Raw genomic sequence first — 21666 nt, 5'->3', positions numbered from 1 at the left:
AGTTATTTGATCAAACTTAGTATTTCATCATACATTTTTGTATTTTCTTTAAGAACAACAATTAAATTAGCCATTCCTTGGGCTATATTCTCTTCTTTATAAGCGTATCATGCACCTTTGCGCTGTAAAATATTTTGTTCTAAGGCAAGCTGAACAACCTCACCAATCTTATTAATTCCTAACGAATAAATAATTTCCGAATCAACAGTTTTGAATGGTGCGGCAAGTTTGTTTTTTACAACTTTCATCCGAATACCATTCCCAGTAGCTTCAGCATTACTAATGATTTGTCCTGCTTTTCTTACCTCTAAACGAATTGTAGCGTAAAATTTTAGCGCTCTTCCGCCCGGAGTTGTTTCAGGGTTACCAAACATAATGCCAATTTTTTCTCGAATTTGATTAATAAAAATAATTGTTGTTTTATTCTTTGATAAATTACCGGTAATTTTGCGAAGTGCTTTTGACATTAAACGCGCCTGACCACCGATTGTTTGATCCTTCATTTCGCCTTCAAGCTCAGCCTCAGTAGCAAGGGCAGCAACCGAATCAACAATAATTAAATCGACAGCACCTGAGCGCGCTAAAATATCAACAATTTCCATTGCTTGTTCACCGCTATCAGGTTGGGATAAAAGCAATTTGTCAATATCCACTCCTAAGTTTCGAGCATAATTGGGATCGATCGAGTGCTCAACATCGATAAACGCTGCCACCCCGCCCTGTTTTTGAATTTCTGCAATCGCATGTAAACTAAGGGTTGTCTTTCCTGATGATTCGGGCCCATAAATTTCAACAATTCTTCCTTTCGGTCATCCGCCACAACCTAAGGCACGATCTAAAAGCATTGAACCCGTCGAAAACGTTTCAACACTTAATTCTTGTTTTTCACCAAGTAACATTAAAGATTCCTTACCAAATTTCTTGGTAATTTCTTTAATTGCTAACTCAATTTCTTTACTAATTTTATTTTCCATTTTTTGTCACCTCAATTATATATGTATTCTGAACGACAAAAAACACTAAAAAAATAAAAATATATGAAAAATTAGCATTTTTTCATAGTAGCTTTATAGATTAATTTAAAAACCAGCCTTAATAATGACGAAATAAAACTAGCGTTTCTTATCAAAATATGACGCAAGCGCTGCTGTAAGTAACACAACAAGAATAACAAATGGTCCCCAGTATACAAAATAAGGTAACTCAAAATTGCCGCCCGGACCAAGGAAACGATACAAGACACTAAAAGCAGCAATTCCAGTAAAAATTAAAACAGTAAATTGCAAGATTCCTGAATTGATTGCCTTTTTCTTTTCACGTTTTCCATCTTCTAAAGCAAATTTAGTTTCAAGTGCCGAAATGCAATAATCAATTTTAAATTCGATTTCAGAATTTGTATAAATTTCGTCTTTTAATTCAAACTGTGTTTTATCGTTAGTGAAAAGATGAAATTCCTTAATTCGATTTTTGTAATATTTTAAAATTGGAATAATATTTTTCAAACCATAAAAATCATACTCAACATATGACAAGTTATAAACAATCGAATCCGACAAAGTACGAAACGATTGGATAGCGTTATAAAAGATAATAAAACTTCTTGTAAGAAGCACTTCTTTGTCTTTTTTATCATTAAAAATGTCATAAAGATTTTCTTTGTCGATAAGAAGATAACCTTCATTGTCTACACACTTGGTAGTTACACTAATAATCTCGCCCGAGCCTTTATATTCTTTTTCAAACTTGGCAAGATCATTTCATTTTTCGGGGTCATACACTTCCTTATAAATAGATAAATTAGATCAATAACTACTATCAAATGTTTTACTTATATCATTGTTAACAATTATTGTATTAACTGTAGTTAAACTATCAAACCCTGTTTTTGAATAATTATCCGAAAGTGAAAATGGGCGATCAATTCGACGAGGTGATTTAAAAATTATTTCATCAGTCGCGTTTTTCATTTTATTTAGGTAACCTTGTGAGTAAAGCGAACTTCTTATTCGGTTAAGTTTTTTTAAAAACTCATTTCTTTTTTTAATAAATATCAATGATTCGTATTCACTTAATTGCTCTTTTGTTGACAATGATTTGTAATTTAAGAATAATAAATTAATATGTTCTTTGACAAAATTAAGTTTTGCAAATAAGGATAATTTAGTAAAGTCTTTTGTTAATGAATCTGATAAGAAAACCTTATTGAAAGTCAAGGCGAAAAGACTACGTAAAAAAACATTTTTTTCGTCTTTGTCCGCTAACAAATCCTCAATTGAATACATATAATTTAAATTAATAATTCCTGTCTCAAACACTGAATAAAATGTGTTTGACTTACCGTTTTCAAGAGTTCAAATATTAAACATTAATTCCTTAGAATCAAAGTTTGCCTCCTGTAAATTTGCTGTATATTGTTTAGGTAAATAATCCACAAAGCTGTGTTTTGGATTGTATTCTATTTGAATGTTATTTTTGTTTTTTAATAACTCAATTTCTTTCTTTAAAAAATAGGAAATTCTGGCAAAATTTTTACCTGTTTTTGTACTCTTTAATTCAAATGGTAAATCTAAGAATTTTCCCAATTCAGCGGGAACAATATTCAACAATTTAATGTTTTTTATCTTACTCATTTGTTCACGAAATCATGCACAAAATAAATTGTAATTTTCTCAGTTTATTTCTTTATTTTCATCACGCAACAAGCGCTTATTTTCTTTTTTTTGGTTTCTTAATTTCTTTATTTTCGATCAGTAAAATGGGTCTCACATAATGCTAATATTATATATTCTTATAAATTAATGAGTATTAATTTTTAGTCAAAATATGTAAAAAAATAGAAACCATATCTATAAAATATTCAGTAAAAAACATTGATTTATGATTGAAAATATTATTTTTTTGTTTTTTTGTTCTTTGCGTTACGCTTTACTAAAAAGTAACACATTAAAAATATATATTTATTTATATATAAAAAATGTTAAAATATTTAGGATTAATTAATAATCAAACACTAATATGAATTGCTTTGGTGTGCTTCGAGAAGAAGTCCAACGTTTCGAAATATTAGGAAGAATAAAACAAAAAGGAACATAAATTATGGAAAACAAAACAAAGGAAACCAAGCAAGTTAAGGTAAAGACCGCTGAAAGCGCTCCTAAACTTGTTAAGGTTAAAAAAGAAGAAAATGCTGTTAAAACAGCAGCAGACAGACCTGCAAAACCAGCCTTTAAAAAGACTGAAGAAAAAACAACAAAACCTGCTAGAGAACCTAGAGAAAACCGTGAAGCCAAAATGGCAAGAGTGCTTAAAGAAACACATGAAAATTCACACTCAAAAGAAGAAGGTGAAACAACTAAAAAAATTGTTTCAAAAGAAAAACTTCTTGAATCTGGAGCATACTTTGGACACAAAACATCATTTAGAAATCCAAGCATGCAACAATTCATTCACATGGCTAAATTTGGTACTCATATCATCGATTTAACTAAAACAACCATTGCTCTAGAATTCGCATACAAAATCATCAACAAAGCCGCACAAAAAAATGCTTCATTCATCTTCGTTGGTACTAAAAAACAAGCCAAAAAAGTAACCGAAGAACAAGCAATCAGAACAAACTCATTCTACGTTACTGAAAGATGACTTGGTGGAACATTTACTAACCACAACGAAATTTTCAAAAGAGTTGGTTACCTTGAAAACCTAGAAGAACTTGAAAAGAATGGATTTGCTGGTTATACCAAAAAAGAAGCACTTGATAAAACTAAAGAGCTTGAAAAATTAAGAACTAACCTAACCGGGATTAGAAAAATGAAATACCTTCCACACTTCATGATTATTGCTGACCCACTTGAAAATAGAAACGCAATTCGTGAAGCAAGACAAAAAGGTATCAAGATTATCGGTATTGCCGACACCAACTTTAACCCTAACCTCTTAGATGTTGCTATCCCTGCTAACGACGACTCAGCAAAATCAATTCAATTAATTATTACTGTTCTAGCAGATGCTATCGCAACAGCACAAGGTCAAAAAGCAAAATTTGCTTACGAACCAGATGAAAAAATTGTATTTGATGCGGAAGAAGAAAAAGAAACAAAAGACAAGAAAACTTTTACAAAAAAACCTTTCAATTCAAACCAAAAACAATCAAGTAATTGAAAAGGTGCTCGTCAAGCAAAAACAGAAGAAAATGGGGGAAAATAATGGCTGACAACAAATTAGAATTAATTAAAAAAATTAGAGAAATCACTGATGCTCCAATGTTAGATTGCAAAAAATCACTTGAAGAATCAAACTGAGATCTTGACAAAGCAATTCAATGATTAAACGAAAACAAACTTAAAAAAGCTGCTAAAAAATCAAACAGAATTGCTGCTGAAGGAATTGTTAAATTCGTTAAAAACAGTAAATTTGCAGTTCTTTACGAACTAAATAGCGAAACTGACTTCGTTGTACAAAATCAAAAATTTATTGAATTAAGCAAGAAAATTGAAGAAGTTCTACTTGCTAACAAATTCAGCAATGAAGCAGAATTATTAAAATTAAAAACTAAAGACAAAAAAGATTTAAAACTTCTTTGTGATGAAGCAACCGGTGTTATTGGTGAAAAAATCGCTCTTCGTAGAGCGATCCAATTACCTGCTAACAAAGGCCTTGTAACAGGTTACACACACAATAATAACAAAATCGCCGTTATCGTTATTGGTGAAGGAAAAGACGAAACCGTTCTAAGAAACGTGGGAATGCAAATTGCTGCAATGAACCCACAATACGCTTTAGTAAGCGATGTTCCTAAAAAAGAAATTAAAAAACTTGAAGATGAATTCAAAAAAGATCCAACCTTAGCTAACAAACCAGCACAAATTCAACAAAAAATTGTTGATGGTAAGATTAACAAAGAACTTTCAGAATTCGTTCTTGAAAAACAAGACTTTGTAATGGAAAGCGGAATGAAAGTTGAACAATACCTTGCACAACACAACACAAAATTAATTAGTTTTGTTCGTTATGAATTAGCTGAAGGTGTTGAAAAACAAGTAACCAATTTTGCTGACGAAGTCGCAGCACAAATGAAGAAATAAAAAAAAATCAGCAGTCGCTGATTTTTTTATAACGCTTGTTCTTGCTTTTCAAGTTTTTTCTTCTCTTGGCGTTCACGATATCATTTCGAAACCAAGATTTTGTGAACAACATAAGTTTGAATAAGTGTTCAGGTACCACCAACCATTCAGTAAACTTGAACACCAGCGGTAAGCATTACAGTGAAGACAACAAACACAATCAAGATAATGTTTTGTGTTTTGTTTTGTTTTTTCATTGTTGCTTTTTCAATAGCGTTTGTTCGTTCTTTAAGCCGCTTGTTGGAAAGAATTCGCGGTAATAATTGCGAAGCAATTTGAATACCGATCGTTACAATTAAAATTGGTAAGTAAGCAAACTGGCCACCAAATAAACTTTGTCATGAAGTGTTAGCATAACTTATACCAAGTCAACTTGTCGACTTCATTGATGGCATCGCTTGGATGATTTTTCACATCCCGATGAAAATAGGTGTTGAAATAATAATGTTAATAAATGGATCAAGTAGGCTAATCCCATTTTTCCGGTAAAGTTGTTGGATTTCGACACGTTTACGATTTTCCATCATCTTGTTACCTTTATAGTTAATATATTTAGCTTCAATCTTTGCTTTTTGGGCATTTAGATTTTGTTGTTTTTGGGTTGTAAATAATGATTTATAAGTAAAGATTAATGATAAAGAACGAGTAATTACAATCGCGATAATAATAACAATTAAACTTTCTCAACCATGAATTTCTGGCATTGCATCACTAATTCCGATCATCATTGCGGCGAGTGGTCAAACAACTAAACCATAAAATGGTCCTAGTTTTCATGCTTCGCCCCAATTGGTAAGCGGTGCTTGATCGTTGCTTGAAGCATAAATTAAGTTTTCATAACTAGTACCTTTGGCGCTGATTGGGCTCTTAAGATTACTTTCACTACCAAACACAATTTCATTTGTGTAACGATTAATACCAAACTTACTCATTAATAAGTAATTTTTAATAGTGAAATCGTATGCTTCAAGTAATTCTTTTTCTTCGTTTGTTAAATCACGATTAATTGGTTTGTAACTTCCATCGCCTTGTTTTTGTGCTATTCTTAGTAAAAAACTATTAATATCTGCATCACCAGTTTTGGCCAATAACTCCTTAAAGTAGTCTTTCTCGCGACCTTCAGATGCTAATTGGTCTGCGCTTGCATTAAAAGTTTTTTCATAAAGTGCTTGTAAAACATCGCGAGCGTATTTTGCATTGTAGTTGACTGTGTCATCAACAACGTTGCTAATTTTTAAATAATGAATCTTAAGTAACTTATTATTAAATTTAATTACTTCCTTCCCGTCTTCAACCACTTTTTCGTGAGCGAATTCATATCCTAAAAATTGATTATCTTCGCCATTCGAGTAGTTTTTACGGTAATTTTCATCAAGATTAGTATCGAAAATAAGACTTCCATTTTCAGCGACAAGCGGCACACCACCAACTGTTTTTTTACTAAAAAGTGGTGCTGGCACTAAAATTTCTGACAAATCATTAACTAATGTATAAGTTTTTTGAGCCTCATTTTTATATAAATATTTACCATTTTTGTTGTAAATATCGTCTACACTTTTTTGCATTCCACTTTCAAAAAAAGTAAGAGAAGCACTGTTTTTATGACCATAAATTTCTTGGTCTGCCTCAGGCGTAAAACCTAGATTATTATTTGTTTGTTCACGCAACTTTTTAATAACTTCAGAATTTTTTAAATATTTATTATCACCAGTTGGTGCGTACATATTTTTACTTTCGTCGTATTTCATGACAGTAACAGTTGGAGTAACCTTATTTTTTGAAAGATAAAACTCTTGCCCACTACCAGAAACCGCATCTGTTTTGAAAATAAACGTTTGCACGCAACCAGTCATGGTTACACCAAAAAGAATAAAATAAATGATTGCTTTAAGAATTTTTCAAACTAAAGCCCATTTCTTTTTGGGGTTTTTGTTTTTTTCTGGTGTCGCACTACTATTATTTGAAAAATAATCTAAGTGACTAGAGCGATGTTGATTTCCCATACTTTTCCACCTTTCCAAACAATTTTTTGACAGATTCTAATTTGGTATTAAAATCTAATTCTAAAAATTGTTTTCTGACAATAATTACAAAATGGTAAGCGAACTCGAAAACATTAAGCTTTAATAAAATACTGCGAACTTGTCGTCTTAAATAATTTCTTTGAACAGCATTCGCAAATTTTTTAGGAATAGAAATCCCAATCTTAAATGAATCAGCTTTTTTGAAATACAAAATTAGTTCTCTATTAAGAACTTGGTTTTTCGCTTCGATAATCGCTTGGAATTCCCAATTCTTTCGTATTCGATATTCTTTTTTCATTATTTATCAGAAACTGTAAGTTGTGCTCTACCTTTAGCACGACGTGCTGCTAAAACTTTTCTTCCGCCGGCTGTTGCCATTCTTTCACGAAAACCGTGAGTTTTGATGTGTTTTAGTTTATTTGGTTGATATGTTCTTTTCATTTTTTCCTTTCTAAATTTCCTCAGCGTCAGTAATTACCGCTTGGAATTGTCATCTTGCTTTTAAAACTCATTTATTAACATTATCAATAATTGGTTGGCTTAGCATATCTCATTTGGTTGTTGTTGTAAAATCTAAAATTTTGTCAAAATCATCAACAAGCACTGAAGCAACAAATAACGAATCGTATCTTTTAGCCTCGATTTGTGCAATAATCGACAATGATTTTAACGTTTGCAAATCACAAGTTGCAACTTCACCTAACTGCACTATTAACTCGGCAACTTCATCGATGGAATTGTGACACTTATGAATCAAATCATCTAATTTATCATGCGCTTCAAAATGATCATAACCAACAACATGTCAGTGAAAATTCTTAAGTTTGTGCGCTAAAACTTCTAAACTAGCGTGCAATTTAATCAAATGATCCATGTTTTCCTCCCTGCATTATTTATGTTAAATTAAAATTATAATCATTATTATAATATAAAATTATATAAATATTGAATATTATTTGCAAGGAGATGTATGTTAGATATCAAATTTGTAATCGAACAGCAAAAATACGTAAAAGAAAAATTAAACCAAAGAGGTTTTGATGCTACGATCATTGATGAACTAGTAACAAAAGCAAAAGATCTTGGTCAAATTATGTTTAAAAATCAAGAAATGCAAGCACAAATCAAAAAATTGTCCGCTGAAATTGGTAAAAACAAAAACGATAAAAAAGCAATAGAAAAGCTAAAAAATGAAATTACAAAAATTAAAGATACTCTACAAAAATTAAAGAAAAATGAAGAAAAATTAAACGATTTTGTCAAGTTTAATTTAGACCGTATTCCTAACATTCCATTAGCAGAAGTTCCTATTGGCGCTGACGAAAATGCTAATGTTGTAATTGCTGAACACTCAAAACTTGGGAAGGGTCTTGTAAATCAACCTGTTTCACATGATACCCTTGGTGCTGAATTTGAACTTTTTGATTTGCCACGCGCTGTTAAACTATCAGGTTCAAGATTCGTGTTGTTTAAAAAAGATGGAGCAAAACTAATTCGCGCACTGCAAAACTTTATGCTTGATGAACATATTGCTCGTGGTTATGTTGAATACAACACACCAGTGCTTGTAAAAGAAAATATTATGTACGGTACTGGACAACTTCCTAAATTTGAAGAAGATCTTTTTAAATTAACAAACAACTTATATTTAATTTCTACTGCTGAAGTAAGTTTAACTAACATCTACAATAACGAAATCATTGACTTAACAAAGCCAATTAAACTTACTGCCTTCACCGAATGTTTCCGTTCTGAAGCTGGTAGTGGTGGCAAAGATACAAAAGGTATCATTCGTAACCATCAATTTAAAAAAGTAGAGCTTGTTAAAATCGCGAAAGAAGAAGATGCTCCTAATGAATTCAATTTATTATTAGCAGATGCAAAAAACATTTTAGAAAAACTTGAATTACCTTTTCGCGAAGTAATGCTTTGCACCGGAGATCTAGGTTTTAGTTCACAAAAAACAATTGACCTAGAGGTTTGAATGCCAAGCGAATTCAAATATCGTGAAATTTCTAGTGTTTCAACCTTCGGAGATTTCCAAGGGCGCCGAGCAATGATTCGTTACAAAGATTTAGATGGTAAGAATAAATATGCATTTACTATCAATGGTTCAGGATTAGCAATTGATCGTCTAATTGCCGCTATTATCGAAAACAATTATGACGCAAAAACAAATTCAATTACTATCCCAAAAGCACTTTGAACATATTTTGGTAAAAAATCTATTACAAAATAATTTACAATATTATACAAAGGAGATAAAATGACAAAGAAAGAAATGGCCAGATTAATTGACCACACATATTTAAAACCTGAAGCAACAAAAAAAGATATTGACAAATTAGTTGCTGAAGCACTTCAATATGAATTTAAAACTGTTTGTGTTAACTCGTCGTGAGTTAAATATGTCAAAACTAAAACTGATGGGACAAGTACCGGAATTACTTCAGTAATAGGTTTCCCACTTGGTGCTGGCATTACTCAATCAAAAGCACAAGAAGCAAAACTTGCTATTGCTCACGGTGCAGATGAAATCGATATGGTTATTAACATCGGTAAGCTTAAAGAAAAAGAATATGAATATGTTCTTAACGACATTAAAGCTGTTAAAAAAGAATGTGGAAAACATATCTTAAAAGTTATTGTTGAAACAGCCCTTTTAACAAATGAAGAAATTCTTAAAGTAACTGAAATTGTTCTTAACTCAGGCGCCGAGTTTATCAAAACATCAACCGGTTTCTCATACCGTGGTGCATCACTTGAAGATGTTAAATTGATGCATTCAGTAACCAAAGGTAAAATTGCTATCAAGGCAGCTGGCGGAATTGCAAATGCTGACGATTTAGAAGCGATGTATAAAGCTGGAGCAACCAGATTTGGTACATCAAGATCAGTAGCAATATTAGAAGGAACAGAAAGCAAGGACAGCTACTAATGCTCAAAATTATTAATCACCCACTCATTGATATCAAGTTAACTGTAATGCGTGACAAAAACAGTGATCATACTTTATTCCGTAAAAACCTGAACGAAATTGCCTCGCTAATGGTTTATGAAATTTTACGTGATTACAAACCAAAACCAAAACAAATTTCTACCCCAGTTGCCGATAAATTTATTGGCTCAGAATTTGATAAAGAAATTGTAATTGTACCAATTCTTCGTGCTGGTTTAGGAATGACACAAGGGATTTTAGACCTTGTACCTCAAGCAAAAACAGGACACATTGGTTTGTATCGTGATGAAAAAACCTTCAAACCACATACATACTTTTACAAAATGCCTAACGTACCAAAAGATAGTCTAATCATTATTGTTGATCCAATGTTAGCAACAGGAAATAGTAGCATTGATGCAATTGAAAAATTAAGAAAAGATGGTTACACAAATCTTGAACTTGTATGTCTTGTAGGTTCACCAGAAGGTGTTAAAAAAGTACGTGATAAATATGGTAATAAACTAAATATTTACCTTGCAGCACTTGATGAAAAATTAAATGAAAATAACTACATTCTACCTGGTTTGGGTGATGCTGGAGATCGTATCTTCGGAACAAAATAATAATTTAATAAAGCCCTTTTGGGGCTTTTTTATTAAAACTAAATACTAAAAAAATCAACAGAATTTGTTGATTTTTTCTTGATTTTTAACTAAAGCATGTTTATTTATTTAAGCCCTCAAACAATAAAATAAATGTTTGTAAAGATAACTCTTGCGCTCGGCAAGTTAAAGGTAAATCTAACTCTTTTAACAATTGAATTACTTGCTCTTTGCCGTAAGTGTTTTCTAAATTTTTAGTTAAAAATTTTCTTCTAAATTGAAAACACAATGCAATAAATTTAACAATTGCAAATGCGTTTTTATGCACTTCATTTTTAAATCTAAATTCCATTACAGAAGACGTAACCATTGGCGCAGGAGAAAATGAGCTAGGACTTACATCAAAAAGTTTTTTTACATCAGTAAATAACATTGTTGTTGCTGATAATTTTGAATAATTTGAACTCCCGAATTTTGCAAGTATACGATCTGCTACATCTTTTTGCATCATGATAATCGCTGTATCAATATTTTTATGATTTTTAAACAATTTAAAAAGAATATCACTCGTAATATTATAGGGAATATTAGCAACTACTTTGTATTTATAATTAGGTAGATTTTGTTTAAGAAAATCTCCTTCAACTAGTTCAAAATTTTCAGCCTTAATTTGAGTTTTCAATAACTCAACAAGTTGTGTATCAACTTCATATGAAATAACTTTTTTAGCCTTTGGCAACATCATTTTTGTAATAGCACCTGTTCCAGGTCCTATCTCAACCACCACATCGTCTGTTGATATATTAGCGCTTGCGACAATTTTGTTTTTTATATTTTCATCAATTAAGAAATTTTGTCCAAATTTCTTTTTCGCTACTATTTTAGTCATTTAAATTAAAGAACCTTTTTGTGTTTTTATAAATTTTTTCAGCTAACTTATCAGGCGCAAGCTCTTTTAAACCAGCTATAAAAAACAAAACATACTTAACATAATTTGGATAGTTTATCTCGCCGCGATGTGGAGGTGGCGCTAAATAAGGCGAGTCAGTTTCCGTAAAAATACGCTCAATAGGTAATCACTTCACAACTTCTTGTGCTTTTTTATTGTTAAAAAGCAGAGTGCCGCTGAATGAAAAATTGCCACCTAATTCATATATTTCTTTTGCAAAGTCTAAATCTTGACTATATGTATGAATTACAAAACGAAGATTCCTATTTTTATATTCTTTTAAAACAGCAAGTAATTCTTTTGCAGCATCCCGTAAATGAATTACAATTGGTAAATTATTTTGCAAAGCAATTTCAATTTGCGCTTTAAACATTTGAATTTGTTGTTCTTTGTTTGGATTTGTTTCATAACTAAAATCCAATCCAATTTCACCAATCGCTTTTACATTTTTATTCTTTGCTTGTTTTGCAAGAATATCTAAATCTTGTTCATTTCACACTTGCGAAGGATGAATGCCTACAACGGCAAAAGTATAACTTGGAAATTCATTTACCAATGAAATTACTTCATCGTTTTCTTTTATATCACAACCGCAAATACCAAAAATAGCAACATTATTACTAATTGCTTGCTTTACAACTTTTTTAGGATTGTCATAATATTCTTTTAACGGGTGACAATGTATATCAATTAATTTCATCATATTAATTCTATATTAAAAACATCAACCAAAGTCAAGAACACTAACCTTTTTATCAAGTATATTTTTTAAATATCTGTTATAGATTTTATTATTCTTGCATTGTAAAAACTTTTATTTTGGATAAACGTATTACTTCCCCAAACAAAAATTTCTAAAAATAGCATCAATTAACTCTTCGCGATTCACTTGTCCTGTTACTTCTTTTAATGCTTCTCAAGCCGCCACAACATCGATAATAATCACATCTGCTGTTTGCATATTTTGCATCGCTACAATCGCTTCATTAATATGATTTAAACTCTTTTTTATTAACGAAAGTTGACGGACATTATTTGTAGTATCATCATCATTGAAATTAATATCTTTAAGATCTTTAATTAAAGCATTTTCTAATTCTTCAACATCATTGTTGATCGCGCTAATTTTAATAACACTTTTCTTCGATTTAATAATGTCATTTTTGTTTAAAACTTCAATACATTTTTTATTGTTTTTCAACGCTAATTCAACAATTTTATTGTCAAATTCGTCTTTTTTGCGCTCGTCAATTAAGTGAATAATAACATCTGATTTGGGGATTAAATCCAATCCTTTATTAATTCCTATTTCTTCAATTTTATTTCTTGCCTTACGTATCCCAGCAGTATCTATAATCTTAAATAAAATGTTATTGATTTGGATTTCAGTTTCGATGATATCGCGAGTTGTTCCCGCGATATCGGTAACTATTGCTTTGTCTTCTTTTTTCAAAGCATTTAATAAGCTTGACTTGCCAACATTTGGTTTGCCTAAAATTAAAATTTTTATACCTTCAAACAACTTAATATTACGTTCAGATTTCGTTACTAAAACTTCTAATTTTTTGGCAATGTCTTTTAAAATTTCTAAAAACTTAATGTTGTTAATATCTTCAATATCTTCATATTCCGGATAATCAATGTTCGCTTCCAAATTACCAATATATAACTCTAGTTCACTAATAATCTTACTTAAAAAATGATATGTACCTTGGGTAAATTTATTAGCCGAAAGTAAAACTTGCGACTTAGTTTTAGCCATAATCAGATCATGAATTGCATCCGCCTTAGTCAAGTCGATTTTTTTATTGAAAAAAGCTCGCTCAGAAAACTCACCGTTTTTAGCAAGTCGAGCCCCATTTTCAATTAATAATTCTAAAATTCAATTCGTAACAACATGACCGCCATGACAATTAATTTCAACCATTGTTTCGCCAGTGTAAGTTTTATTGCCATAATAAAACATCACTAGCACTTCATCTACTAGCTGATTTTTATCATAAATATAGCCATAACTAATCCCTTTTTCTTGTTTTGGATCAACAATCTTACCCTTAAAAACTTTGGACAAAATCTTAATAGCATCAGCGCCAGACATTCTGACGATCCCTATTGGTTGATTTACATTGCGGCCAGAACTAATTGCAGTAATTGTATCTAATGTCATTTTCTCCAATCTAAAAAATGCCTTACGGCATTATTTATAAACAATTAATTTGTTTTCTTTGATTTTTTTACTTCCAGCGGCATCAAGTTCATTAAGAAATACATCAAAAAACTTATCAGTTGTAATAATTTCTTTAACATACGAAATTGGTTGTGCTTTTTTAATTTCATCAATTTTGTCTTCTAAATTGTATTTCTTAGCTAAATCCTTGTAGTATTTTTCGATTTCAGCGTCTGTAACTTTAATTTTAAGTTGTTCGATTAGTCAAGAATTAACAAGACGTTTTTGAACATTTTTACTTGCTTCTTCTTCAAGATCCTTGTTTAATTTATCGGCAGCATAACCACTTGATTCGATATATTCTTGACGAGTAAAACCTGATTTTTTTAGTTTTTCATCAAAGATATGATTTACAGAAGCAAGTTCTTGTTTAAGTAATGGTTCTGGAACAGGGATTGTATTTTTTTCAGCTAACTTCGCAATTGCGTCATTAACCACTTTATCTTTTGCGTGTACTAATTCTGCTTGTAAAGTTTGTTCTTTAAAACTTTCAAAAAGTTCGTCATATGTTTTGTATTGTGGGCTTTTTAGTGACTTAACAAAATTGTCATCGAATTTAGGAAATTCAAGATCTTGAATATCGTTAACTTTAACATCGAATTCTGCTTCTTTACCATTTAAATTTAAACGGTAATAATTTTCAGGCATCTTAACTTTAATTTTTTTCTTCTCGTCTTTTTTAAGACCAATTAATTTAGTTTCAAATTCAGGAAGGAAATTGTTTTGACCAAGTTCGATTTCTAACTCTTCAGCATCACCACCCTCAAACTTCTTACCATCAATAATTCCATTGAATGAAATATTTACCTTGCTAGTTTCACTAATTTTAGTTGCTGGTTTTCAAAGCCCCATTGATCTAAATGAAAGTTTGATTGCTTTTTCAACATCACTTTTTGAAACAACTTTATCTTTAAGCTTAAAGTTTAGTTTTGAATAATCTAAATCAAAACGCTTTGGTAAAACTGGGTAAATGAATTCAACAAGCAATTCTTCTGGTTCGGCTTTAAGGATGTTAAGTTTTGGTTGACCAATAAGGGTATGTTTTTTACGTCCTTCAGCAAGCGCTTCTTTTTCAACATCTGGAAAAATTTTGTTTAGAGCACGATTTACTACTTCGCCGCGGTTAACTGGTTTTAGTAAATGAGCGGGCGCTTTTCCTTTCCGGAAACCTGGAATATTTTGTTGTGATTGTAGATAAACAACTGCTTTTTCTTGTTTTTCAATTCAATCTTTTTTATTTGCTTCTACGGTAACAACAAGCGTAGAATTCTTTTCATTATATGTAGCTTTTGGCATAAATCTCCATTCTATTTACTTAAATAAATATTATTATATATATAAATCTTTTTATTTTTCAACATTAAGCATTGTTTTTGCACTCGCAATAATGTCTTCAAGACTAGCGTAGTCATCTATTTGATAATTCGGAAAATGTTCATCATAGGTATTTAGTGCTAACATCGCTGCAATTCTGCCTACCGAAATATCTTTAAGAGTCGCTGACTCTAATTTTTTTAGAAAACTTTCTAACTCCTTGGTTCTGTATCAATAACCTATTTTCTGAGGGTTGATATTAAATTTTTTTATTGTAAAATCACGATTAATTTTATTGAAAACTAATGAATTGTAAAGTGATATTTTTTTATCAAGTGGTGTGCTTTCATCTTTAAGTTTTTTGTAAATACTAGTGATATAAATTTCAACCATATCTTGGTCATTTTCTCAAGAAAAATCAACAATTTCTACAGAAAAATCATTCTTTATGTTTTTCATTATTAAGACATTTTTATCTACATTTTGCTTTGATTTTGTAACTTTCTTAATGATTGCTTCTTTATACTGCGCCAGTTCATTCACAATATCATTAAAAAGAAAATACTTTTCATTTAACTCATTTATTTCTTTAAAAAGCTCTTCTCATTTTTCTAGCTTTTCAAGATCATGTAAACGTTCTCAAAATGGATCTTTAGTCATGAATCTCATTTTCTAAAAACTTGGCAATTGCATCAGTATCATGGTCGCCAATAATAACATCAGCAACTGCTTTTAATTCATCAGTTGCATTACCCATCGCAACACCAACATGTGCATTTTCCACCATTTCCATATCATTATTACTATCTCCAAAAGTAGTTAAATGATTAACGGTTTCGCCAATCTTCTTAAGAATAAATTCAATTCCATTGTACTTCGAAGTGCCTGTTGGATTTACATCAATAAAGAAACGATTAGTAATGTATGCCTTTGCATCTTTAACGTGTTCACTAACTGCATTAAATCATTTTTGGTTTTCTGCTTCCTTGATTCTTAATGCATACTTAACAATCATATTTTTATTATTACCTTGACTCATATAATCTCAAACCTCTTGCTCTTTAGCAAAGGCGCGATTATCAAACCCTGTAGTTAAGGCTTCGGTAGCAAATCAATCAGGCAACTTGTCGCCATCATCTTTGACGAGTGTAAAGTTACGTGGAGGTGTATCAATTGTTAAAACCAAATCGTGATTATTTTTTAGATCCATAAAATATTGAATATGATCAGGATTAAGTGCATCATGAATAATGAATTTATCTTTTTTTACATCATATGCAACAACCCCATTTGAACATACTATATAATCGAAAAATGGTACTTGTTCTAAAACTTGTTTTGCAGTTGGCAGTCCTCTTCCTGTGGCAACAATTAAAATTCCACCTTGTTCTGAAATCTTTTTTAAAACTTGTTTTGTTTTAGGGTGAACTGTACTGTCTTTTCTTAACAGCGTTCCGTCAGCATCAAACGCATAAACTTTTCGCATTTCTACTCCTTATTTCTATTACGTTTCAAGGTTGGGAAAAGCAATACTTCACGAATACTATCTTGTTTTGTTAACAACATAATAAGTCGGTCAATCCCAATTCCGCAACCACCAGCAGGAGGCATCCCGTACTCAAGCGCTGTAACAAAGTCGTAATCAACTTCATTCGCTTCTTCGTTCCCCGCCTTTGCTTCTTTTACTTGTTCTTCAAAACGAGCAAGTTGGTCAATTGGATCATTAAGCTCGGTATACATATTTGCATACTCTTTTTTATTAATAAATAACTCTGCTCTCTCAGTAAAACGACCATCTTTCGCTTTAGCCGAAAGTGGAGAAATTTCGATTGGATGTCCCATTACAAATGTTGGTTCAATTAATGTGTGTTCAATTAATTCTTCAAATAAAGCATTAATAATGTGTCCTGTTGTAAAGTATTTTTCAACCTTAATTTTGTATTTTTTTGCCGCTTCTTTAGCTTTGTCAAAACTTGCCTTGCGAAAATCAACACCGGTTGATTTCGAAACTGCATCAACCATATCTATACGATTAAATGGTTTGGTTAGTGGGAATTCAACATCACCAAATTTAAATAATTTAATTCCTAAATATTTACAAATATGTTTAATCACTTTTTCAGTATGTTCCATCATCCCATACATATTTGAGTATGCTTCATAATACTCAATCGAAGTAAATTCAGGATTATGTGTCGTGTCAATCCCTTCATTACGAAAAACTTTACCCATTTCATATACACGATCAAAACCACCAACAAGTAGCTTTTTAAGTGGTAATTCGGTCGCTACCCGTAAATAGTAATCTTGATTCAAAGCGTTATGATGTGTTTTAAATGGTTTGGCGCTGGCGCCACCTAAATAATCATGAAGTAATGGTGTCTCAACCTCAAGATAATCATTTTTATCAAAATATTCACGAATTAGGCTAATTACCTTACTACGAATAATAAAACGGTTTCTTGTTTCCTCATTCATAATCGTATCAAGATATCTTTTTCGAAGTTTTTCTTCTGGGTCAACAAGTCCATGAAACTTTTCTGGAAGTGGTTTAAGTGATTTTGTCACTAGTTTAAGTGCATTTACACGCACTGTTACTTCACCCGTGTGTGTTTTCATAACAATACCTGAAACATAAATAATATCGCCGATATCAAGTTTATCAAAAATATGATTGTACGCTTCTAGTTCTTTCTTAGGATAGTAAGCCTGAATTTGTCCTTTGGTATCTTGTAAAACTAAAAATGACCCACGTTTTGTCATAATTCGACCTGAAATATTCACATTTACTGGTTTTTTAGCTTCGATTTCTTCTTTGGTTAAATTAGCAAATTTTGCCTTTAGCTCGGTTGAGTAAATTCGATTTTCAAAGCCATAACTTTTAGGAAAAGCCTCAACATTTTTTTCTTTATAATAGTTTAATTTTTCGCGTCTTGCGAGTTCTTGATCATTAAGTTTAATCATTCCTGATTCTCCTTTAACATTATTAATTATTTTATTATATTAAATATTGTATATTAATTATATATGGGCTTAGAAAGAAAAAAAGGAATTGTGGTCGATAAAATCGATTATGCTGAACACGATATGATCGTAACCTTATTAACAAATAAGCGTCGTCTAGCATTTTTAGCTAACGGAATTAGAAAACCCCAAAGCAAAAATGCAACAAATTTAAATTTGTATGCAGTAGTTGAATGCGAAGTTTTTTTAGCAACGCTAACCAATAAATTATCAAAGTTAAAAAAGGCCGTTGCAAGTACCAATTTTGATTACACTAATAAATATAATTTGATGATTAATGAAGACATTGCTTTTATTATGCGTAATAGCGAATATATAAGTAATGATTTTTTGGAGAAATACGAACTATTTCTCAGTAAGATTGGTGATAAACACACTAATTTCTGACTTGCTTGATTATATGCAAATTCAATTATGATGAAGCCAATTAAACCAGCGTTTAATCATTGTTATATTTGCAATTCAAATCAAAATTTACAATATTTCTCCTGACACGAAGGTGGAATGGTTTGTGAAAATCACACAACTAAACATACTAGCGAAAAAGATCTTTGGCTATATTATTACCTTTTTACAGATATCTATAAATATCTAGAAATGTGTTCAATTTCAGATAACAACCGAATTTTGAAAGAGATTAAAAATTTCTTGTTTGAAAATGGATATCGATAAATGTGCAACAAGTTCCACATTTATATTTTTTTATATATAATATTTACATGCTAAATTTAACTTACAAAGATATTGCGAAAAAAGCGGGCGTAAGCGTAAGCACCATCTCACGATACTATAACAATGGATATGTTAGTCGCGCTAATAAGGCTAAGATAAAGGCAGTAGTTGATCAATATGATTTTGTTCCCAATAGTGGAGCGCGTCTAATTCGGGGGCAAACAAACATTATTTATGTGATTCTTCCCGATTTTGCCGAAGATATCTTCAGTGATATCGTCGGCGGAATCGAGGCTGAAGCTTCGCTAAAAGGGAAGCATGTATTTGTTACCCACGCCAAAGCCAACACCGAGAGCTTTATCCAAAAAACAAAATATATCAACTCGTGAAAACCAGGATCAATCGTTTTATTCTTACCATATTACGACGAAAAAATTGACGCTTTCCTTAAAGAACACCAAGATATGAACATTGTCGTTTACGGCTTTGAAACAAACCACGCTAAATTCGCAAAATATGATGACAAAGACATGTTTTACAAACTTGTTAAAACCTATTACCACAGCCGTCCTGTGAAAAAATTACTGTTTTTAAAAAGTGAAAAACTTACCGAGAAGCAAAATGTTGACTGAAGCAAATCGTTTAAAAAAGCAATAATTGAATATGACATTGATGGATTAGAATACACATTAAACAATCATAGAGACGCTGATGTTAACGAATTTTTAGCATATGTAAAAAGTAATAATATCTATGACATTGTTTGTTCTACTCACGAGACATTTGTAAACTTATTAGCAAAAGCAGACACCACATTTAATCTAAACTTAACAGACATCGGCTACGAGTCAATCTATGACTACAACAAAAAATATCGCAACAAAATTTTTATCGATTATCACCTTCTAGGCGTAATGATTACTAAGCTAACGGAAGCATCAAAAGATATTCAACCAGTTGTAATTCCAGCATCAGTAATATAAAAAGTTAAGGTAAGTCCTTAACTTTTTTTCGCTAAAAATTTTAGTTTTTTAATCTCAAATGGCTTAAGTAGCCGAAACTTACCAAGTTGTAAATGATCAACATTTAGAAAACTATATGATAAACGATGTAAATTAATTACTTCTTTCCCTAAAGACTCAAAAACTTTTTTAACATGATGATTACTGCCTTGATGTAATTTTATCTGATAAAAATTTAGATTTAAATGTTTAACTTCATGAAAACTTGGTTTGTCATTAATAACCATTTCTTTGTTAATTAATATCATTTCTTTACTTGTTAGTGGTGTATTAATTTCTACATTATAAACACGTTCAATTTCGAATGAAGGGTGTGAAAGTTTGTGACACAATTCACCATCATTAGTAATAATAATCGCACCGGTTGTATCATAATCTAATCTGCCCACTGTGTAAAGTCGTTTCGTAGATGGTATAAGATCAATAACTTTTTTCCGATTTTGTTTGTCATCATTTGAACAAATTGTATGCTTTGGTTTGTTTAACAAAAAATACTCTTTTTCTTCAAGAAATATTCGTTTTTTATTGACTAATACAATATCTTGATAACTAGCTAAATCGCCTAATTTTGCAATTTTGCCATTAATTGTCACTGAACCTTGAGTAATTAATTCTTCTGCTTTTCGACGTGAGCAAAGACCTGATTCGGCGATAATTTTTTGAACCCTAACCTTTAATTCATTTTTCGTAATGTTCTTCATTTTCTATCTTTTTCCCAGCCGAAACAATGTGGTTATACGATGCTTCAACTGTCTTTCTAAAACCTTTTTCAAAATCACTAAACGCTAATTCGCGCACCTTTTCAATGCCCGCTCAACGGCGTCCCTTACACAATTTATCAGCCATATAAACAACTTTATCAAGTCAATTAAGTTCGAGTGCTAATTTTGTGTGAACAGAAACAGCATGAACGATTTCATCATTTTGAACCAAATATTTATGTTTTAATCAAAGCGAACCCGAAAGTTGATGATACTCAATTGGATTAAGGTTATCAATATTTAAATATCTCTTAATTATTTTTTTATGTTCCTCTGGCGTAAGTTCTTTAGTAATATCATGAAATGCAGCGGCGGCATAAGCAACTTCTTCATCGAACCCGTGTTTACGCGCTAAATTTCTGGCAAAATCACCAGCTGCTAACATATGCTGTGCTCGAGCGTGTGAAACAGAGTTAGTAACTAATTCAGGAATATAAAGCAAATTTTTCCCAATATATTCCTGCACAACCTTATCAACCATTGATAAATTTCCTTCACGATAACTCGTGCTTGATTGTTCAGTAAGATCATTATTTAAAACCAAACAATTAAAACGTTTAACGTTTGTTTTATTAAAAGTTTTTGTTCGTTTATAAATAACAATCTTTGTTTTGGTTGCGATATCTTCAATAAATTCTCATTTGTGAAGTTTTCCTAAATTATCACTTCCTAAAATAAAAAATAATTCGTCCTTAGGAAAATTGTTAGCAAAATAATTTACAGTTTCAAATGAATAGCTTTTACCTTTACGATTGATTTCAAACATTGAAATTTCTGATTTTTCCGGCATTACAAGTTTAATCATATTTACACGATGTTGGGGATCTGTAGGTTTTTTTGTTTTAAATGGGTTTTGGTAAGCGGGTACAAAAAACAACTTGTCGAGATTTAACTCGTCAATAACTGTTTTTGCAATTTTAACGTGACCTTTATGAATAGGGTCAAAACTACCACCAAAAATACCAATTTTCATAAGTTTAATTATATCAATTTATATATTTTTATAA

At 31.1% G+C, this 21666-nt stretch carries 22 protein-coding genes; 7 read left to right on the top strand and 15 right to left on the bottom strand.

Going from position 1 to position 21666, the window contains the following annotated elements; all coding sequences use genetic code 4:
- Positions 1 to 2 precede the first annotated feature (2 nt).
- The gene (gene recA / locus NPA09_RS00690) at positions 3 to 974 is read right to left on the bottom strand and encodes a recombinase RecA (RefSeq protein WP_129722334.1); all 972 of its coding nucleotides are present in this window, start codon (positions 972 to 974) and stop codon (positions 3 to 5) included.
- Positions 975 to 1112: 138 nt separating this feature from the next.
- Positions 1113 to 2630, bottom strand: a complete 1518-nt coding sequence (locus NPA09_RS00685; RefSeq protein WP_256541837.1) for a hypothetical protein — start codon at positions 2628 to 2630, stop codon at positions 1113 to 1115.
- Positions 2631 to 3291: 661 nt separating this feature from the next.
- Between NPA09_RS00685 and rpsB the strand changes: the two genes are divergently transcribed.
- A complete protein-coding gene (gene rpsB, locus NPA09_RS00680; RefSeq protein WP_129723285.1) occupies positions 3292 to 4206 on the top strand; it encodes a 30S ribosomal protein S2 in 915 nt (304 codons plus the stop codon).
- Positions 4206 to 5084 (top strand): translation elongation factor Ts, encoded by an 879-nt coding sequence (gene tsf, locus NPA09_RS00675; RefSeq protein WP_129722340.1) that lies wholly within the window; start codon positions 4206 to 4208, stop codon positions 5082 to 5084. Before rpsB ends, tsf begins: the two co-directional genes overlap by 1 nt.
- 26 nt (positions 5085 to 5110) lie before the next feature.
- On the opposite strand, the gene yidC is transcribed toward tsf, so the two are convergent.
- From yidC to NPA09_RS00655, 4 genes are read right to left on the bottom strand one after another with little or no spacing between them, the layout of a single operon-like run.
- Positions 5111 to 7126, bottom strand: coding sequence for a membrane protein insertase YidC (gene yidC, locus NPA09_RS00670; protein ID WP_129722343.1), 2016 nt, complete (start codon positions 7124 to 7126; stop codon positions 5111 to 5113).
- A complete protein-coding gene (rnpA, locus tag NPA09_RS00665) occupies positions 7104 to 7445 on the bottom strand; it encodes a ribonuclease P protein component (protein ID WP_129722346.1) in 342 nt (113 codons plus the stop codon). Before rnpA ends, yidC begins: the two co-directional genes overlap by 23 nt.
- The gene (gene rpmH / locus NPA09_RS00660) at positions 7445 to 7588 is read right to left on the bottom strand and encodes a 50S ribosomal protein L34 (protein WP_129722348.1); all 144 of its coding nucleotides are present in this window, start codon (positions 7586 to 7588) and stop codon (positions 7445 to 7447) included. Before rpmH ends, rnpA begins: the two co-directional genes overlap by 1 nt.
- A gap of 10 nt (positions 7589 to 7598) precedes the next feature.
- The gene (locus NPA09_RS00655; RefSeq protein ID WP_129722351.1) at positions 7599 to 8021 is read right to left on the bottom strand and encodes a ferritin-like domain-containing protein; all 423 of its coding nucleotides are present in this window, start codon (positions 8019 to 8021) and stop codon (positions 7599 to 7601) included.
- A 96-nt stretch (positions 8022 to 8117) separates the two neighbouring features.
- Here NPA09_RS00655 and serS point away from each other — a divergent pair, with 96 nt between their 5' ends.
- The 3 genes from serS to upp are packed head-to-tail and all read left to right on the top strand — an operon-like array spanning position 8118 to position 10711.
- Positions 8118 to 9386, top strand: a complete 1269-nt coding sequence (gene serS / locus NPA09_RS00650; protein ID WP_129722354.1) for a serine--tRNA ligase — start codon at positions 8118 to 8120, stop codon at positions 9384 to 9386.
- Between the two features lie 27 nt (positions 9387 to 9413).
- Complete coding sequence (gene deoC / locus NPA09_RS00645; RefSeq protein WP_256541835.1) at positions 9414 to 10085, top strand: deoxyribose-phosphate aldolase; 672 nt, start codon at positions 9414 to 9416, stop codon at positions 10083 to 10085.
- Complete coding sequence (upp, locus tag NPA09_RS00640) at positions 10085 to 10711, top strand: uracil phosphoribosyltransferase (protein WP_129722357.1); 627 nt, start codon at positions 10085 to 10087, stop codon at positions 10709 to 10711. The genes deoC and upp overlap by 1 nt, the downstream gene beginning before the upstream one ends.
- A 100-nt stretch (positions 10712 to 10811) precedes the next feature.
- On the opposite strand, the gene rsmA is transcribed toward upp, so the two are convergent.
- From rsmA to lysS, 7 genes are all read right to left on the bottom strand, one after another.
- Complete coding sequence (gene rsmA, locus NPA09_RS00635; protein ID WP_129722360.1) at positions 10812 to 11579, bottom strand: 16S rRNA (adenine(1518)-N(6)/adenine(1519)-N(6))-dimethyltransferase RsmA; 768 nt, start codon at positions 11577 to 11579, stop codon at positions 10812 to 10814.
- Positions 11572 to 12342, bottom strand: coding sequence for a TatD family hydrolase (locus tag NPA09_RS00630; protein WP_129722363.1), 771 nt, complete (start codon positions 12340 to 12342; stop codon positions 11572 to 11574). The genes rsmA and NPA09_RS00630 overlap by 8 nt, the downstream gene beginning before the upstream one ends.
- A gap of 129 nt (positions 12343 to 12471) precedes the next feature.
- Complete coding sequence (gene mnmE, locus NPA09_RS00625) at positions 12472 to 13806, bottom strand: tRNA uridine-5-carboxymethylaminomethyl(34) synthesis GTPase MnmE (RefSeq protein WP_129722365.1); 1335 nt, start codon at positions 13804 to 13806, stop codon at positions 12472 to 12474.
- A gap of 30 nt (positions 13807 to 13836) precedes the next feature.
- The gene (tig, locus tag NPA09_RS00620; protein WP_129722367.1) at positions 13837 to 15162 is read right to left on the bottom strand and encodes a trigger factor; all 1326 of its coding nucleotides are present in this window, start codon (positions 15160 to 15162) and stop codon (positions 13837 to 13839) included.
- 51 nt (positions 15163 to 15213) lie between these two features.
- Positions 15214 to 15840, bottom strand: coding sequence for a hypothetical protein (locus tag NPA09_RS00615; protein WP_129722370.1), 627 nt, complete (start codon positions 15838 to 15840; stop codon positions 15214 to 15216).
- Entirely contained in the window at positions 15833 to 16666 is an 834-nt protein-coding gene (locus tag NPA09_RS00610) for an HAD family hydrolase (RefSeq protein ID WP_129722373.1), read from the bottom strand. The genes NPA09_RS00615 and NPA09_RS00610 overlap by 8 nt, the downstream gene beginning before the upstream one ends.
- A gap of 2 nt (positions 16667 to 16668) precedes the next feature.
- Complete coding sequence (lysS, locus tag NPA09_RS00605; RefSeq protein WP_256541834.1) at positions 16669 to 18144, bottom strand: lysine--tRNA ligase; 1476 nt, start codon at positions 18142 to 18144, stop codon at positions 16669 to 16671.
- A gap of 63 nt (positions 18145 to 18207) precedes the next feature.
- Between lysS and recO the strand changes: the two genes are divergently transcribed.
- A complete protein-coding gene (recO, locus tag NPA09_RS00600; protein ID WP_129722376.1) occupies positions 18208 to 18876 on the top strand; it encodes a DNA repair protein RecO in 669 nt (222 codons plus the stop codon).
- Positions 18877 to 18923: 47 nt separating this feature from the next.
- Complete coding sequence (locus NPA09_RS00595) at positions 18924 to 19859, top strand: LacI family DNA-binding transcriptional regulator (RefSeq protein ID WP_129722379.1); 936 nt, start codon at positions 18924 to 18926, stop codon at positions 19857 to 19859.
- A 17-nt stretch (positions 19860 to 19876) separates the two neighbouring features.
- Here the strand turns inward: NPA09_RS00595 and NPA09_RS00590 are convergent, their stop codons facing one another.
- On the bottom strand, positions 19877 to 20599 hold the full coding sequence (locus NPA09_RS00590; protein ID WP_129722382.1) for a pseudouridine synthase: 723 nt from the start codon (positions 20597 to 20599) through the stop codon (positions 19877 to 19879).
- Positions 20565 to 21632, bottom strand: a complete 1068-nt coding sequence (locus NPA09_RS00585) for a nicotinate-nucleotide adenylyltransferase (protein ID WP_129722386.1) — start codon at positions 21630 to 21632, stop codon at positions 20565 to 20567. Before NPA09_RS00585 ends, NPA09_RS00590 begins: the two co-directional genes overlap by 35 nt.
- Between the last annotated feature and the right edge of the window lie 34 nt (positions 21633 to 21666).

Origin of the sequence: Mycoplasmopsis equigenitalium, assembly GCF_024498255.1 — a bacterium.
GTDB classification, from domain to species: domain Bacteria; phylum Bacillota_I; class Bacilli_A; order Mycoplasmatales; family Metamycoplasmataceae; genus Mycoplasma_H; species Mycoplasma_H equigenitalium.
Note: the sequence above shows the minus strand (reverse complement) of the source record. Positions and strands in the feature narration are given on the sequence as shown.